Origin of the sequence: Undibacterium sp. KW1 (genome assembly GCF_009937955.1) — a bacterium.
Classification (GTDB): domain Bacteria; phylum Pseudomonadota; class Gammaproteobacteria; order Burkholderiales; family Burkholderiaceae_D; genus Undibacterium.
Window position 1 is genome coordinate 201,749 of the sequence record NZ_AP018439.1, and the last position, 14,879, is coordinate 216,627.

The window sequence follows — 14,879 nt, forward strand, 5'->3', positions numbered from 1 at the left end:
TCCTTTTCCATTTGAAAAAAATGCCGATTCATCCGGCAGGAAAGGAATACCCATGCGCAACGCTATGCATTTGACTTTACCGCGTCTTAAAGAAATATTGCGCCGACAAGATCCCCCTAGTTGGGGAAGTAACTACGACCCCGCCATACGAGCAACCCGAGAAGAGGCACCCGCACGAAGCCGTTTTGCGCAAGTCTGGCATGAAAGGTTAGGCCGGTACTGCCACGTCTTATCCAATGTTGAACAGAAGGCTCTGCTTCTTGCACTGTTCAATTCGTCGCTATTTGAGTTGCAGGAACAGCGAATACTCGCCTGCGAGCCCAGACCGCATCCACTTGCCAGCCACTCATTTGCCGCAGGCCTGATCCTGCCACCCCTGCGGGGCACAATTGATGTTTGCGAACGCCTGGACATGCTGGAACGTCACCTATGGATCTACGTTGACCATCCCGATGGTACTGGTCGGGTACCAGTACCTGCTCCTTTTGTTGGTGACCTCTTGCTCTGTCTGCAAGATCAGGATGGTCCTTATTGCGTGAACTGGACAATTAAGGGAACTGTAAACGAGTTTCACTTGCGCATAGCGGGCAATAAACCTGCCAAGTCAATTGAGAAGGAAATGGTCGCTGTACGGGCTCGTTACGCCATCGAAGAGCTGTACTACAGAGACGCTCATATCCCAACAGTTCAGATTGTTGACCGTGACATTCCAGAAATGTTCATCCAGAACATAAAGAGCTTTCTGTTGTTAAAACACCGGGCAGCAGATATGGATCAAGAGCTCTATAAAGAGATTTGTGAGCGGCTGCAGGCAAGCATTTTGACCAGCCAACCTCCTTTAGAAATTCTACTTTCAATCATGCATCGCCATGGCCTCACTTTAGAGATAGCCAAGGCTGCATTTTGCCGTGCACTTTGGCAGAGAGACGTCAGGGCCGAATTAATGGACGAGGTCATTCTTATTGACCGCCCGCTGAAATCAGAACGGCGTGATCCGCTCCAGGTATTTAGTACCTGGTTTGTACGTCAACGGCCTTAAGGGGGATATGTCATGCAAACTGGTGCTCAATTATTCTCCCCTGAAGGATTCGAAACACTTAGCAAGGATGTCGTGTATTACTTGTTGCGGAGCGATTCCGCAAGGGAACGCGTCGTGCTAGTCGAATTTAGCAAAATACCGACTTCAGCCAAAGCCCCCATCAAAACCGCTAGCCGTAAGCGAGGAGCCGCATTTGGTTTCCGGCCCGTCCTGCACTTTCTTTCACGTCGTTGCTTCGAACGAGGATTGGACGACGGCCTGATCATACTCTGTGACGAACAGCACGAGTTGCCCCCTTGGTTTTCGGGTATCTCGGTTGACGAGTTGCGAAAGTATGCGGAACCTCGCAAGAATCGTAAGACAAGTCATGAAGAACGCATCGATCGCACGCTAGCCCACTTGTGGCCTCTAGTGCAAAATTTGAATCAAATCCTGGCTGCTGAGTCTCCTGATGCGTTAATGAATGCTCATGCAAGAATGTGCAGTCCGAAGCAAAACGAAACTCGATTACGAACAGCCTTCTACGCTTATATCTGCTTCGGATTCAGTCGGTGGGCATTGCATTATGCTGTACAGCTCATCGGTCAATGGAAGCGCATGGGACGTGACAGGAAGTTTGGTCGGCCCTCACGTATTCGTGGTGCAAATCATGGATACAGTGCGAATGACGCAGAAATGATTCAACGGATGTTGGACGGATATCGCAAATTTGCTGGCCCCGGCCAGCACTTGAGCCGGATTTACCGTCGAACGCTTATTTCGGTGTTTGGTTGCGTCGTACAAACTGATCCAGCCGGACGCAAATCATTTATACATCCTATTGGTAGACCTTTTGCATCAATTGGGCAGTTTGTTTACCGCATTGCCCAAGAATTTCCACTTGAAATTCGCCAAGTATATAAATATGGGCATGCTAGGGTCAGGAACAGTCTGACGCATTCTCAAGGGCATTTTGCAGAAAGTGTCGGAAACCTGATGGAGCGGACCGAACAAGATGCTTATTACTGTAATCAGGTGGCCAGAGGTTATTTGCCAGGAAGTCATCTGCCACCATTGTGGGTTGTTCGTATTCGTTGCATAGGGTCTGGAATGCTCGTCGGAATTGGGTTTTCTGTTGGGGCTGAGACTGCCGCTGCCTACCGCATGGCTTTGTTTTGCGCTGCAATCGGGAAAGTCAAATTTTGCAGTCTATTCGGTGTAGATATTAAACCGGACGATTGGCCGAGTATCGGTATTTCGCCTCATATTATTAATGACCGGGGGCCTGGCAGTACTGCGAAAGCTGATTCTGCTGATCCAGAGCTAAAGCCCACCATCAAAGAGGCAGCGCCAAGCTATGCAGGGCAGTCAAAGGCTTCTGTGGAAACTACACATCCCAAGCAAGTTAAGCGGGAAGGAAAGCCGAGTTATCAAGAAACGAAGCTCTCCATTCCGCAAATTGCAGCACAGGAAATTTTGCGCACTATTGCCGACAACCACAGTATTGATGTGAGTGACCGCCTTAATTATGACGCGCTCAAAGAAGGTGTTTTCCCAACACCGGCTTCGCTTTGGCAGTACCTTGATCGTAAAGGGCGAAACCATGCCGTCACTCCCCATTTCGAAGATGCAGTCAGAGCATATTTAACTTCTATTGAGGTGAGCGTTAGAGACGATGCTGTGTATTTTATGGATGCACGTTTTGATTCAGATGCACTAAAGCATTCTGGGATCTTGCAAATGGCCCACGATCTTGGACGCTACAAACTGAAGGGATACATGCTAGATGTCTGCGTGCGTCATTTATGGATTGATCTGGGAACGCAGCTAATTGAGGTGGATGCCATGCTCAGCATCCGCGACGGGCAAGAACAATTATATATATCTGTTGTTGAGATTGAGCAGTTGCAACAAATAAGACGCGATGGAAGGTTGGAACTGAAGTCGCACCGTCTCGCCGCAAAATCTGAATATGAGGGGGAGTTTGAAACTCAAACTGGCAGGCCTTTTGAGCAAGCAGTGGATAAGCCTGGCCGGTCCCGACGTACTAAAGCGGCTTCTGTACAGGAGCGACAAGAGATCATGGCCTACCTTCGTGCTGCCGGAGGTGGTCGATGAATGAGCAATTTTCTAAGCATGAATGGTTGTATTGGTTTAACCGACTAAATACGGATGAAGCCATTTGGCGGGCAACTTATATGCCAGTTGCACCTGTTACCGAATTGCAATCTATGGGAGTCGAAGAAGCATGTAGAAGGCTTGAACATGCCTGGAAAGAAATATTTTTACCGGGGCCACAGCATATCCATATCCTGCGTAATTTTCTTGATCAAGCTGTTTATTTTTCCTCTTGCGCATACCCAACCATCAAGGACTATATCCGTCAGCGTAGTGGATATAGACGAGATCCATTGAGTGTACCGCCGATTCAATGTTTGACCGGATTGGCTGGAGTGAGTAAGTCATCTTTGATGAAAGCGTTCGCACGCATGTGCCAGCTCGATAACGGTGGCAAATTTGTCACCGAGGGGCATCAGTTGATCTTGCTGCCAGTAAGAAGACTAGGAATAGATGCTCAACCATCCGTGCAAGGCGTACTTAAAGAACTGTCGAATCCCATTGCGTTAGGTGGTAAGAGCATGTCAAATCTAAATGGATTGATGACGCACGTACGAGATTGGTTTTCCGCGACTGCCACTTGTACATTGGTCGCTGACGAGATGCAGTTTTTCACACAGAGTAGTACTGCTAGTACCAAATCTTCGCAACTCATCATGACCCTGGCAAATTTGGGCACTCCACTTATCTTTGTCGCGAACTATTCCCTGGTGAACAAGCTAATTCAGCGTCCCCAAGAAGAGAAGGACCGCTTACTGGCTTCCCCCATTGTGCTGCTTCCACCACAAGCAAATGACTCTTGGTGGGTAGATGTCATCAAGGAATACCTCGCTGTATCGTCAGAGTGCTTTAGGCTGGATGCATTTTCGCATGCGCAAGAACTACATCGCCTGACGGCAGGACTTTTCAGGGCATTACGGAATTTACTTCTTCAGGCATACCGGGAGGCGTTGCGGCGTGGGAAATCGTTCGTGACGATGGATGAAGTTAGATTAGCTTACCGGAGTAGAACTTTTAGCATTCATCGCAAGGACATTGAAGACCTCGCATCTCTGAACGTCTCAAATCTGATGGAAAAAACACGACCGGATTTAGCATGTGCTTTCAGCGAATTAATTAAATCTCCAACAAGTAGACCGGTTACAAAGATTACTTCTGATGGTGGTCGACTTCACTTGCTATCAAGCTTTAATGCATCAAGTGCTTTAGTCGAAAGCACTATGAGCGTTGAAGCGAAAGCCACACTGCACGATTTGCGCCAGGTGTCTCAACTGCCAGTAGAAAAGCGAATCAATGCAAAGGTATCTCGCTTGCCTAAACGTTCACCACTTTCAGCACAGTCATTGCTAGAGGGGGCGCAGCTACTTCGTGACACGCAGTCTAAACCGAAATCTTCATCAAAGACTACTGAGAAATCATTGGAGAAAGTCGATGGAAGCGATCAAAATACAAACTGACTTCCCTAATTTTACAGTTGGCCTTGACCCTTTGCCTGACGAAACGTTATTCAGTTGGTGTAGCCGTTTTCATCGCTTGGCAGCCAATGGCCAGGACAAGAATACTTGCTTGCAACTCTTTGGGGATACGCGCATTGGTTCTGCCCATGACTTTCCAGCTCGTATTGCGGTGCTGGTTACCAGGAGCCATGGTTGTCTGGGAACTGCTTCTGAAATCATTCGTGATCGGACGCTCCTACCATTTTACCTCCCGTTCAAATCGATTGAAGTGGGTAACGAGGCTGTGAGTGCTCTTTGTGGCCCAGGCATCGGGCATTTGAAGTTTCGGCTAGGATTATTAACGAGTGGGGTTGGAGCCGCACATCCTTTGAAAGCATGCCCACAATGTATCTGCAGTGATCTGGACAGACATGGGTGGGCGTATTGGAGGCGTAGCCACCAATTGCCCAGTGTTTGGCTCTGCCCAGAGCATCTTATTCCTTTAAGGGCCTCCAGCTTGAAACTGCTGCAAGTAGCGCGTTTTGCGTGGGTGCTTCCTACGCAGGCCAATTGCGCGCCGCTGGCGGGATTGGAAGATCGTAGGCTGTCGAAACATGAAACTGCCTGGCTGCTAAAGCTCAGTCAATTAAGCAATGAATTGCTGAACTGTCCGTCTGGAAGTTTTGCAGATCCGGTGCGCATTGCGGAAGTGTTCAGAATTCGCCTATGTAGTCTAGGTTTGACCTATGCAAGCGGACGTGTCCGGTGGCCAATAGTCCAAGTCTCGCTTGAAAAACTGGTTTCGAATTTGGCTTGCTTGCCCGCAATCAATCACGAGGCAGACCTCCATCTTCTGCGGACTCAGTTTCTGCGAATCTTATCTGGTCGTGGTATGACTCATCCACTGCGTTACCTGATCTGGATCTCGACCTGGTTTAATGATTTGTCTCATTTCAAAACTGAGTATGACAAATTGGCTGGTTATATCAATCATTGTGAAGATGAATTGCCTGCACCAAACAAGCCAATGCGCGGACCAACACGCGAGCAAATGGAGATTATTGCGATGTTGTGCACGGGCCAATTAAGTTTGTCTGCCGCAGCGCTACGAGCTGGCGTTGCTTACGCAACCATGGCTGCATGGGCTTCAAAAGAGTCATTTGAAGTGCTACGTCGCCCGAAGAAGCTGAGCGCTACATTATGGAATCAAGCTGTGGCTATGTTGCGTGCAGGTGCAGACAAATCAGATGTGGGTGGGCAATGCCAAGTCTCTGTGGTCACGGTCACACGAATACTTCGTACCGTGCCTGGCTTACAGGAGCACTGGCACAGCGTCAGATATAAGCAACGTGGTGACATCGCACGACGAGCCTGGAGCAACCTTCTGCCTTTACGTAAGTATATGGGTATCAAGGCACTAAGATGTCTGGAACCTTCTGCCTATGCGTGGCTATATCGTAATGACCGCGTTTGGCTTCAGGCATCACTTGCTGGGACGTGCAAAATTAAGATAACTAATCATGCAGCGAGACGAATAGAAAATGCTGACGAGCGAATGGCAGTATTTCTGAAAAAACTGACTTTGAGCCGAGAGTCAAGCACATCAGTATGGAGATTAGATGAACTTAAGCGAGCATTTCCTCGTATCGAAAAAGTAATTCGCTATCCAGAGCGATGGCCGCTTACAGTGAAGGCGTTGGCATTCGTATTAGTTGCGGAGCCCTTGTGATTACCTCAACGCTTGGTGCGTAAGGCAAAGAAGTTTCGCTTGATTTGACAGTAGCACCTCGCCATAGGTTACCCGGTTCGCTATAAGCCTATACGTATGCGCTACGAATTAACAACTGGGGCGTAAGACAAATTAAGCAAATGAAGTCCCTGCACTGACACGACATTTTGGCTCCAATTGCCTGGTGTGGTTCGAAAGTGAAGGGACTACGCATCAAAAATAATACATAAAGTCGGCAACGTCAATAAGATGTTTTCTGCGATGTACCATTAAGGTCTGGATGTGACGCGCCTACAAATTTGAATTCTATTTAAGGTCGAACCAGAAATTGTTGTAAATGGTGCCTGACAGCGTTTTCTACACTCGACACATTAACTCCAGATTTTCTACATGCATCATGCAAGGATGCACCTTCAAGAAATGCTGACAGTGCTTCATTCACATTCTCATTCGATGGCTGGATGTCCAGTTGAAGATTTGCGGCATCAAGAGCATGTAGGGCTTGTTCAGAAGAATCAAACAGGACTGATAAGATAGACGCATAAGCCAATGCAGGGTATGCGACATGCTTGTCAATACAAGCGCCATCAATTTTACGAACAAAGGTATTTGGAGATTTGTTGGCAACCTCAGGCATATGCCGACTTAGCCAACTGCTTGGAAAATGCTCGCGTATTAGATCGCTTACCACAGGACGCTTACCAATTTCACCAATACGCAGTCCTGCAGCACTGCATTTGACACGTATGACATTCGCCCATGCTTGAAGTCCGATCGGGTATGAGCGTTGCAACCACCCGAACATGATTTCCTGAAGACGCATTAGGGTTGCATTTTCTATTTCTTGCTTGATCGTCGCCAGCCTTGTCGGAACCGTGTCAATGGTTGACGGATGTCCTGGATTGTTGATGGCGAATTTTTGATTAGTCTTAGCCAATGGAGTGCGGTGATGCGGGCACCAGTCGATCCCTACTATCTGATGTGATCGCCTCCAATAGCTAAAGTGATGCTTATTAATATCGTTTTCGCAGCATTCCTGACACCACCTTATATGCCCTTGCAGACAATTCATAGCTCGATTTTTTTTAAGAAATAAGTCACTCCAACTCTCTAAAGAATTTCCTGTGGATTTTGAGATTGGATTTAACACTGGCAGAACAGAATGTTTCGATGAAAAATCACATTTGCTTTTACCGCATAGTTCAGCGATCAGCCACAGAAGTTGAGAGTCACGTTCATTTGTTTGGCGCTTAATTGTTTTAGCAGCTAAATCAAGCGAAGGAATTGCATTCATGCGTGCAAATCTGCCTAATATTCCCAGGGCAAATTCGTCTTGCATTGGTATCGGATGACTACGTGTCATGGCATGTCCCACAGGAATCCAATTCCCTTTTTTTGATCAGTAATTGATGAGCGACCAATTAGCTGGGTTTGATAAAAAGTATCTGTATCAGGTGCTTCGAAATTCACATGGATAATGTAAACACAGAAACTAAAAAGTTAACAGTCTATGCGTTGGTAAATGCCCACAAAATGAGCGAGATTTATGCTTGCCATATTCATGTACAACACAAGAGATGCATTGTGGCATTTGCAAATATTAATGTTTGAAATGGAACTGGATAGGGAAGGATAGGTGTTGCTGGCATCCTGTCAGTAATTGCATATCTACAGCTTATTGACGATAGCGTCTATAAGTACTATATTTCGTCCATAACGTTATAAGAAGGTTCCACAGCCGATGCGAGGAACCACCTGCCAGAAGGAAACTTTTGGTCTAGCCAGGTCTAGGTAAGAGGGATCGGACTGTAACAAGTAAAAGCCTCCGTTTGCGGAGGCTTTTACCTTTGTACATCTGGTTTGGACCTACTCTTGCGGGTGTAGGAACTCTGACAGCTGACTACAGTGAGCAAAGCGCTGCTGCGTAAGGCACACGTTGAGTGTTGGAGGGAAATTTTGTTTAGTTATTAATTGCAACGAGGGCCAATGGCACCTGATTGTACTTGTGTTATTTCCGACACAATATGCAGTAAGATCAAAGTCAAATTCATTTCTTAAAAGCATCGTTTTGAGAGTTCATCATCCCGTTTATCTTTAGATGAACTACATACCGCTCAAATTAATTTACGTATCAGGAAAATTTGATTACACTTTAGGGTAACGCAAGCATTTCGTCCCGTATCCGGTCAATAGAGTCGGCTCTTACCGTGGAGTGCTTGCGTTTTTTATTAGTCGTATTCGTTCCCTAGTAGAATTGGCCGTTCAGGCAATGAACTGTGAAACTCTGGTTAATAAATTGTGCACCCCGATATCTGTGGCTGCATGTTGCTCAAATAATTAAGGGCTAGTTAGATTTTTCAGGTAATCGAAATTGCTTATCAAGTCTCCCCTTAATAGTTGCGGGATGACGGCGATAAAGACTTGTTGTACCATCTTGGTCATAGAGTGTGAGTGAGTCTCCCCGCTCTCAAAATCCAGAAGAGATACGCATATGCACCAGTCACGGTCGGCTTGTAAAGGGCAAATAATGGCAGATTAGGCAGTGGCTAATCGCAGTTTCCGGATTGTTGAAAATCCTCTGAATCACATTCTTCATACCTTGATTGATGATACTTGCTAAAGGTATCATCGCAGGCATATTGATTTTCAAAGAAATTTGCCTCACTTTGCTCGATAATTTGCACCACCCGTTGCGATTTCAACAGACTACCTCGATTGGACTATTTTCTGGCAAATACGTAGAGTGCGAATTGATCTGGCATTTTGGTGATGGTTGCTAGAGACGAATGATTGTCAATACATTTAGAGCCATCAGGGAACGAAGCGCCAAAGGTACTCCTTTGTATGTCCGTAAAGCCGACAGACTTCAACATTCTTGACATCTGTTCAAAGTCATAAGCACTTTTATGGCCAAACGCCCGACTCAAGGCAGTTCCACCACCTAAATAAGTCATTACAAGATTGAGTTTGGAATCGCAACTGCGCCAATGCGGCCAAGCGTTATAAACAGCTTCAAAAAAGTCGTTATCGTTATCTACATATGCCTTGAGCCATGCTCGGGCGTCGGGAACGACGACTCTTATGAACCCGCCAGAAATCAGCGCGCGGTATGAATGTTCAAGAGTCGCTTTGGCCATGCTTTCTTCAAAATGTTCTAGAACATGTCCAATGTAGATTGACGTGACACAAGATTCGGTGAGCGGCCATTGCTTGGTAATATCGAATCGCTGTTGTGCGTCTCTTGTTAAATCGATAGCCGTCCATCCATGTGCTCTCATCTTACCTGCGCCAAGAATCAGACGAAGTTTTCCGCCGTTGTAATTTTCAAGTTCAATATGATCAATTTGACTAAATTGTTGTTTGCAGGAATCAAGCTTGCCTTGGGCTAAGCTTAGCGCACAACGCAAAATTTCGATCGTAGGCGTAGGATCTTCCAGTCCGTTGGCACTTAGCTGGGATTGTGATATGAACTGGTCAACCTGATCTAATAATTCACAAAGAGCGGAATGAAACGACAACTCTGATGAACTACCTTCTACCTTGGATTTCAGAATTCCGTTATTAAAAAGCGCTTCGACAAGTGAGGTAACGTCTGCGCCGACTTCGTTAGAAATCTTCTTGATCGAATCTGAAATTGGTCTGTGAGTCAGTAAGTTTTCAATAATCTTTATCGGATAGCGATATCCTGGGATAGCGACTCCAGTACCATTTTCCCCATAGATTCCCAACCCGTTATCGAGGATTTTAAAGGTGCAGGAATTGGATAGGAAGGCCGCATGCTCACAATTTTTATTCATATAAGCTTTTCTTTGCAATTATGACGATCCTTGTGTCAATCCACGAAACGTCCACAGTGTTTCTATTCTCTGACAGTCCGACGACGGCTAACTCCTTCAGTGCTATTGATGACGCTTTTGAGAATACTTCGAGACATTGATCACGTGAAGCAGCGCATCCGGGCCGATCCTCCAAGGTGCGGCGAATGCGAGTGCAATTGATTTCGATATCGGAAAATCCTACTGATTCCATAAGATCGCGCCACGATGGAAGCGTCTCTGCACCACCAAATCTCGCATCTAAGGTTTTTTCTATCTTTTCAAATAATTCTACTGATTCGACTCCACTCGGAGGAATGACGTCGACAATAGCAAGTACGCCATTTGATTGCAATACTTGAAATGCTTGTTCTAGTATAAACCTTGGCGAATATGCTTCATGAACAGCAAGCCGGCTTGCAACCAGATCGAAACTCCCTTTTTGAAAGGGGAGACTGTGAAAATCGCCAGAAACCAACTGAATATTTTTTCCATTTCCTGCAAATTTCAATGTGCTTTTGGCTTCCGACAGCACAACTGGATTACGATCAAACATTGTCATTCTGCCGACTCTTCCCAAGAGGGCTTGAGAAAGGCGACCGCCTCCACATCCGAGATCAATGCCATGATCAAATTGTTTAGTGCCCAAAAGCCGATTAAGTAATATCAAGTCCGGTGGGTCTTCATCCGAAAAAACGAATGGGAGATTCGGGATTCTTGGCGCAAAACGTCGCATTAAATCTAAAAAACCAGTGTCTTTGTCCATATCCCCAGAAAAAATCAACGCAGAGCCCCCCAACGGCATAGAAACTGAAACTTCCGCGGGAATATTCGCCCTGCAAATTATTGAACCGACGCATTCAAGTGGAGCGCTCCTTCGGCCGTCTGCCGAATGAAAACAAAGGACTCCTTCGATAACTATAAAGACGGTATGATCAAGAGAGTTCCCTGCTAAGAGTACAGCGCTTGATTGTAGAGAAATTGCGCTCAAACTGGTTGTAATCTCAGCTATTTGCAATTGGGAAAGACTAGCGAGGAAAGGAATATCCCCGAGTTTCTTGAAGGCAAAATTAGGCATTTTAATATTCACTTAATGTGAGCTGGACTACTCCTAGACGAACGAGTTCGGCTGCAAATTCTAGACACCTTTTTGAGCCGTCAAGTGGAAGTTCCTCAACCCTAAAGCGAGGCATCCCTATGATTTTCGTCCAGACTTGTCGCGTCTCCGTGTCAGTTTTAAGTATGCGATCATGAATTACCACTACAAAATCACCTTGAAAAACTCCCATCCATGGATATATATTTCCGCGCCATTCGAGTTCTGACGTGGTGGTAAGCTCTTTGGAGTGACTCAAGCTGTAGAGAAATTGACTCGGAACAGGAATTAATTGGCGTTGACGCCTGATAGCTTCAAGTGCATTGATCGTTGTAAGTAAATCTTCTCCAAAGCTTGCTTCAAGTAATGGATCACCCTCGAAATGAAGTTGCGAACCAAGATTAACTTTTGTGCTGGAAATGAAGGCTGCCAAGCCAGCAACTTCCGCTCGTGATGGTGCGATGAGCGCAATCGACAAATGAACGGATGGTGTGCGATTCGCATATGCTTTATGTGGAACTCCGCGAGGCAGAAAAAGCATCTCTCCCACAGCCAAGTTGATTTGTATGTTATCAATATTTGATTCGAGAACCGCATGTCGAGCGGTGTCGATCGACTTCACAAACGCACGTTGATGTTCAGCCATTAGTGTTGTTTCAAAAGGCACTGGCGAAACTCGTTCGAGAAGCGTCCATTTTTTTGTTCCAGATGTCTGAACCACGAGGACGTCGTGTTCGTCAAAATGAAGCGCGAAACCTGTACTGTTTGGCGGGGTAACGTATGCGTTGATTCGGACCTCGCAATGCAATTCTTTGCTCAATTTCCCCGCGAAAAGGGCGATGGACGGAACTCGGCGTTGCACACCATGTAAAACTAAGGTTTGTCCGGCACTAAATGCCTTAAACGCGTCTTCTGATCCCTGATCTAGGAGATCTGAAGGAAGCTCTGCCTGGCTTACTTTCTGCACAACTCCTAAGGGAAAGGGGGCGATCGTAAATAGATAGGTTTCAACCTCATCAAGCCCAAATTGAGGTACCACTAAGGTTTGGCCCGGCAGATGCAAGTGCGTCCCCTTTGTACTAGCGGAAGAAATAATCTCGAACAAAGTTTGCATTAAGGTTCACCATTTTGGTCTGTGTCAAAAAGAGAGCAAGTCGACCGAATAGGTCAATAAATATTGGTCAAATTGAAAAAAATGTTATAACCTAGTCTAGCAGTATAGATAACTTACCGGAGATTTTTGAAATGGTCAAAAAATCAGTTGCTAGCAATCAACGAACGCGAATTGTCTATGTCCCCGTGCCGCTGGCGGACGCAATGCGAATACTGTTGGAGGGGTCTTCGGTAGCCACATGGTTTGGCGCCTCACATGCAAATATTGATCCCAGAAAAGGGGGCAAGTATGAAGTCTATTGGCGTGAGGACAGTAAAGGTGACTCCACAAAGGGGTGTACCATTTCCCAACTGGATTCCAATTTCCTCGTAATAGAATGGAGAGGTCCGACTGAGCATGCGACGTTTCCTGGCATGGAAGCTCCAGGCTCAAGCCAAGTTGAATTTCGTTTGGAGACGGATGGTGACGCGACCACAATTTTGATTGATCATGTGGGAATTTCTACTCTTTCAGCGGAAGCTCAAGTTTACTACGATGAGCGTTGGAAAATTTGGTCGCACAATTTGGGTCTAGTTGGTGCAATAGCTGGCAAATTTAGGGCGGTGAACGATATAGCGCGCAAGATCGTATCTCAAACACCAAAAACTGGGAGTGCTCTGGTTTTCGTTCCTGAACCCGGAAAAGGGCTCCGTAAGCCTTTTGATTTTTCGGAAATTTCCTTAGATAGCGAAAAATTATTTGGGAATGTAACTGTGTTACGTAATCTTGTTGACCAGGCTTAGTCGGCCTAATCATATTGATGCTCATATTAGGTATCTCTTCATTTTTTCATGATTCCGCTGCTGCACTTTTTTTCGATGGGAAATTAGTTGCAGCAGCACAGGAAGAGCGATTTACCAGAATAAAGTTTGACGCACAATTTCCGTCAAATGCGATCCGGTTTTGTCTGGACACGCTAGGTGCTACTCCAAATGACTTAACGAGCATCGCTTATTTTGAAGATCCAAATGAAAAGTTGCATCGCGTCATGAGCGATAGTGCAAATGGCGGCCCATTGCTTCGCAATGCTTCGCGTCGTCGATACAGTTTTGGTGGACCCGCAGCATATATCCGGTCACGGTTAAAATACGACGGAGAAATTAGAGTTTTTCCTCACCACTCAAGTCATGCAGCGCACGCATTTGGTGCTTCCGGCTTTGAGAATTCTGCTGTCCTAATTGCCGATGCGGTTGGCGAGAAAACTACGACAGGAATATTTGAAGCTGGCAAATTCGGTCTTCGACAGATATTTGCTTCACCATACCCTCATTCCTTAGGGCTCTTTTACTCTGCAATAACGTCATTTCTTGGCTTTAATGTTAACTCAGATGAATATAAAGTAATGGGTCTCGCCGCATACGGTGACGCTAACGATGCCCGTATCATGAAGGCATTGCTCAAGTTTTTGCCTGACGTCGGTTTTGAGCTTAACCCAATCTTTTTCGATCAAAGTGGGCGTGGTTATAGCAAGGCGCTTTCGATATTACTTGACATTCCGCCTAGAAAACAAGATGACCCTGTTGAGAAAATTCACGCGGATATTGCCCGCTGCGCCCAAGAGTTGCTTGAGACCGCGCTACTCGATCTCGCACGGATGGCAGTTGATCAAACAGGGCAAAGTCGACTTTGTGTGGCTGGAGGAGTTGCTTTAAATTGCGTAGCTAATGCCAGAATACGCGATAGTGCGATTTTTGAGCATATATTTTGTCCACCAGGTGCAGGAGATTGTGGTTCTGCGATCGGAGCGGCCAGGTTGGCACATTTTGATTTGGCAGGATGTTGGCCCGCGCAAACCGAATTGAATCCATACCTTGGCCCGTCGTACAAGTCAGAAGATATTCAACGCTTTCTTCGTGAAATGAAAATTCCATTCCGGCAGTGTGGTGACGAAGAGCTTGCAATAGAAATTAGTGCTCGAATTGCACGAGGTGAAACTGTCGGATGGTTCCAAGGGCGAATGGAATTTGGTCCTCGATCATTAGGTGGGCGAAGCATTTTAGCTGATCCAAGAAACAGAAATATGCGCGATCATCTTAATTCCGTGATCAAAAAGCGCGAAGGATTTCGACCATTCGCTCCGATTTGCCTTCCAGGGGCCGCTAAAAAACTCTTCGAGCACAGTGTAGATCCTTATATGACTTTTGTGACAAAAGCTTTGTCACCAGAAAGAATTCCATCTGCAGTGCATGTTGACGGCAGTGCTCGAATACAAACAACGACTCTCGATACTCCTCCGCGTTTGTTAGCTTTACTTGAAAAATTCGAATTACTTACGGATGTTGGTTGTCTTCTAAACACTTCATTCAATATGTCGGACGAGCCTATCGTGTGTTCACCAAAGGATGCATTTAACTGCTTTCGAGAGAGTGGCCTGGATATTTTAGTGCTCGAAGACCTAATCGTAACCCGCGTCGCGTGTCCTCCTGAGATCGTTTCCTCTGGAGCGAAAAGACTTATCGAATACTCACGTGAGGTTCGACCATTCATTTCAGATACTTACTCGTTTAACTAGAT

At 46.1% G+C, this 14,879-nt stretch carries 10 protein-coding genes; 6 read left to right on the forward strand and 4 right to left on the reverse strand.

Going from position 1 to position 14,879, the window contains the following annotated elements; genetic code table 11:
• The first annotated feature begins 52 nt into the window (after nucleotides 1-52).
• Genes UNDKW_RS00935 through UNDKW_RS00950 form a run of 4 tightly spaced genes read left to right on the forward strand, consistent with a single transcriptional unit; the run spans nucleotide 53 to nucleotide 6,301 of the window.
• Nucleotides 53-1,039, forward strand: coding sequence for a hypothetical protein (locus UNDKW_RS00935; RefSeq protein ID WP_162057214.1), 987 nt, complete (start codon nucleotides 53-55; stop codon nucleotides 1,037-1,039).
• Nucleotides 1,040-1,051: 12 nt separating this feature from the next.
• On the forward strand, nucleotides 1,052-3,136 hold the full coding sequence (locus UNDKW_RS00940) for a hypothetical protein (protein ID WP_162057215.1): 2,085 nt from the start codon (nucleotides 1,052-1,054) through the stop codon (nucleotides 3,134-3,136).
• Nucleotides 3,133-4,593 carry a hypothetical protein gene (locus UNDKW_RS00945; protein WP_162057216.1) on the forward strand — a complete coding sequence of 487 codons (1,461 nt, stop codon included), beginning with the start codon at nucleotides 3,133-3,135 and terminating at the stop codon, nucleotides 4,591-4,593. Before UNDKW_RS00940 ends, UNDKW_RS00945 begins: the two co-directional genes overlap by 4 nt.
• Nucleotides 4,568-6,301: a TnsD family Tn7-like transposition protein gene (locus UNDKW_RS00950; protein WP_162057217.1), complete on the forward strand. Its 1,734-nt coding sequence runs from the start codon at nucleotides 4,568-4,570 to the stop codon at nucleotides 6,299-6,301. The genes UNDKW_RS00945 and UNDKW_RS00950 overlap by 26 nt, the downstream gene beginning before the upstream one ends.
• 310 nt (nucleotides 6,302-6,611) lie before the next feature.
• On the opposite strand, the gene UNDKW_RS00955 is transcribed toward UNDKW_RS00950, so the two are convergent.
• The 4 genes from UNDKW_RS00955 to UNDKW_RS00970 all read right to left on the reverse strand — a co-directional run bounded on the left by UNDKW_RS00955 (nucleotide 6,612) and on the right by UNDKW_RS00970 (nucleotide 12,326).
• The gene (locus UNDKW_RS00955; protein WP_162057218.1) at nucleotides 6,612-7,664 is read right to left on the reverse strand and encodes a TniQ family protein; all 1,053 of its coding nucleotides are present in this window, start codon (nucleotides 7,662-7,664) and stop codon (nucleotides 6,612-6,614) included.
• A 1,357-nt stretch (nucleotides 7,665-9,021) separates the two neighbouring features.
• Nucleotides 9,022-10,098, reverse strand: a complete 1,077-nt coding sequence (locus UNDKW_RS00960) for a hypothetical protein (RefSeq protein WP_162057219.1) — start codon at nucleotides 10,096-10,098, stop codon at nucleotides 9,022-9,024.
• The gene (locus UNDKW_RS00965; protein ID WP_162057220.1) at nucleotides 10,091-11,194 is read right to left on the reverse strand and encodes a class I SAM-dependent methyltransferase; all 1,104 of its coding nucleotides are present in this window, start codon (nucleotides 11,192-11,194) and stop codon (nucleotides 10,091-10,093) included. Before UNDKW_RS00965 ends, UNDKW_RS00960 begins: the two co-directional genes overlap by 8 nt.
• 1 nt (nucleotide 11,195) lies before the next feature.
• Nucleotides 11,196-12,326: a JmjC domain-containing protein gene (locus UNDKW_RS00970; RefSeq protein ID WP_162057221.1), complete on the reverse strand. Its 1,131-nt coding sequence runs from the start codon at nucleotides 12,324-12,326 to the stop codon at nucleotides 11,196-11,198.
• Between the two features lie 131 nt (nucleotides 12,327-12,457).
• On the opposite strand from UNDKW_RS00970, the gene UNDKW_RS00975 reads away from it, so the two are divergent.
• Together UNDKW_RS00975 and UNDKW_RS00980 are read left to right on the forward strand one after the other, a co-directional pair.
• Nucleotides 12,458-13,108 (forward strand): SRPBCC domain-containing protein, encoded by a 651-nt coding sequence (locus UNDKW_RS00975; RefSeq protein ID WP_162057222.1) that lies wholly within the window; start codon nucleotides 12,458-12,460, stop codon nucleotides 13,106-13,108.
• 17 nt (nucleotides 13,109-13,125) lie between these two features.
• Complete coding sequence (locus UNDKW_RS00980; protein ID WP_232063191.1) at nucleotides 13,126-14,877, forward strand: carbamoyltransferase C-terminal domain-containing protein; 1,752 nt, start codon at nucleotides 13,126-13,128, stop codon at nucleotides 14,875-14,877.
• The last annotated feature ends 2 nt before the right edge of the window (nucleotides 14,878-14,879 follow it).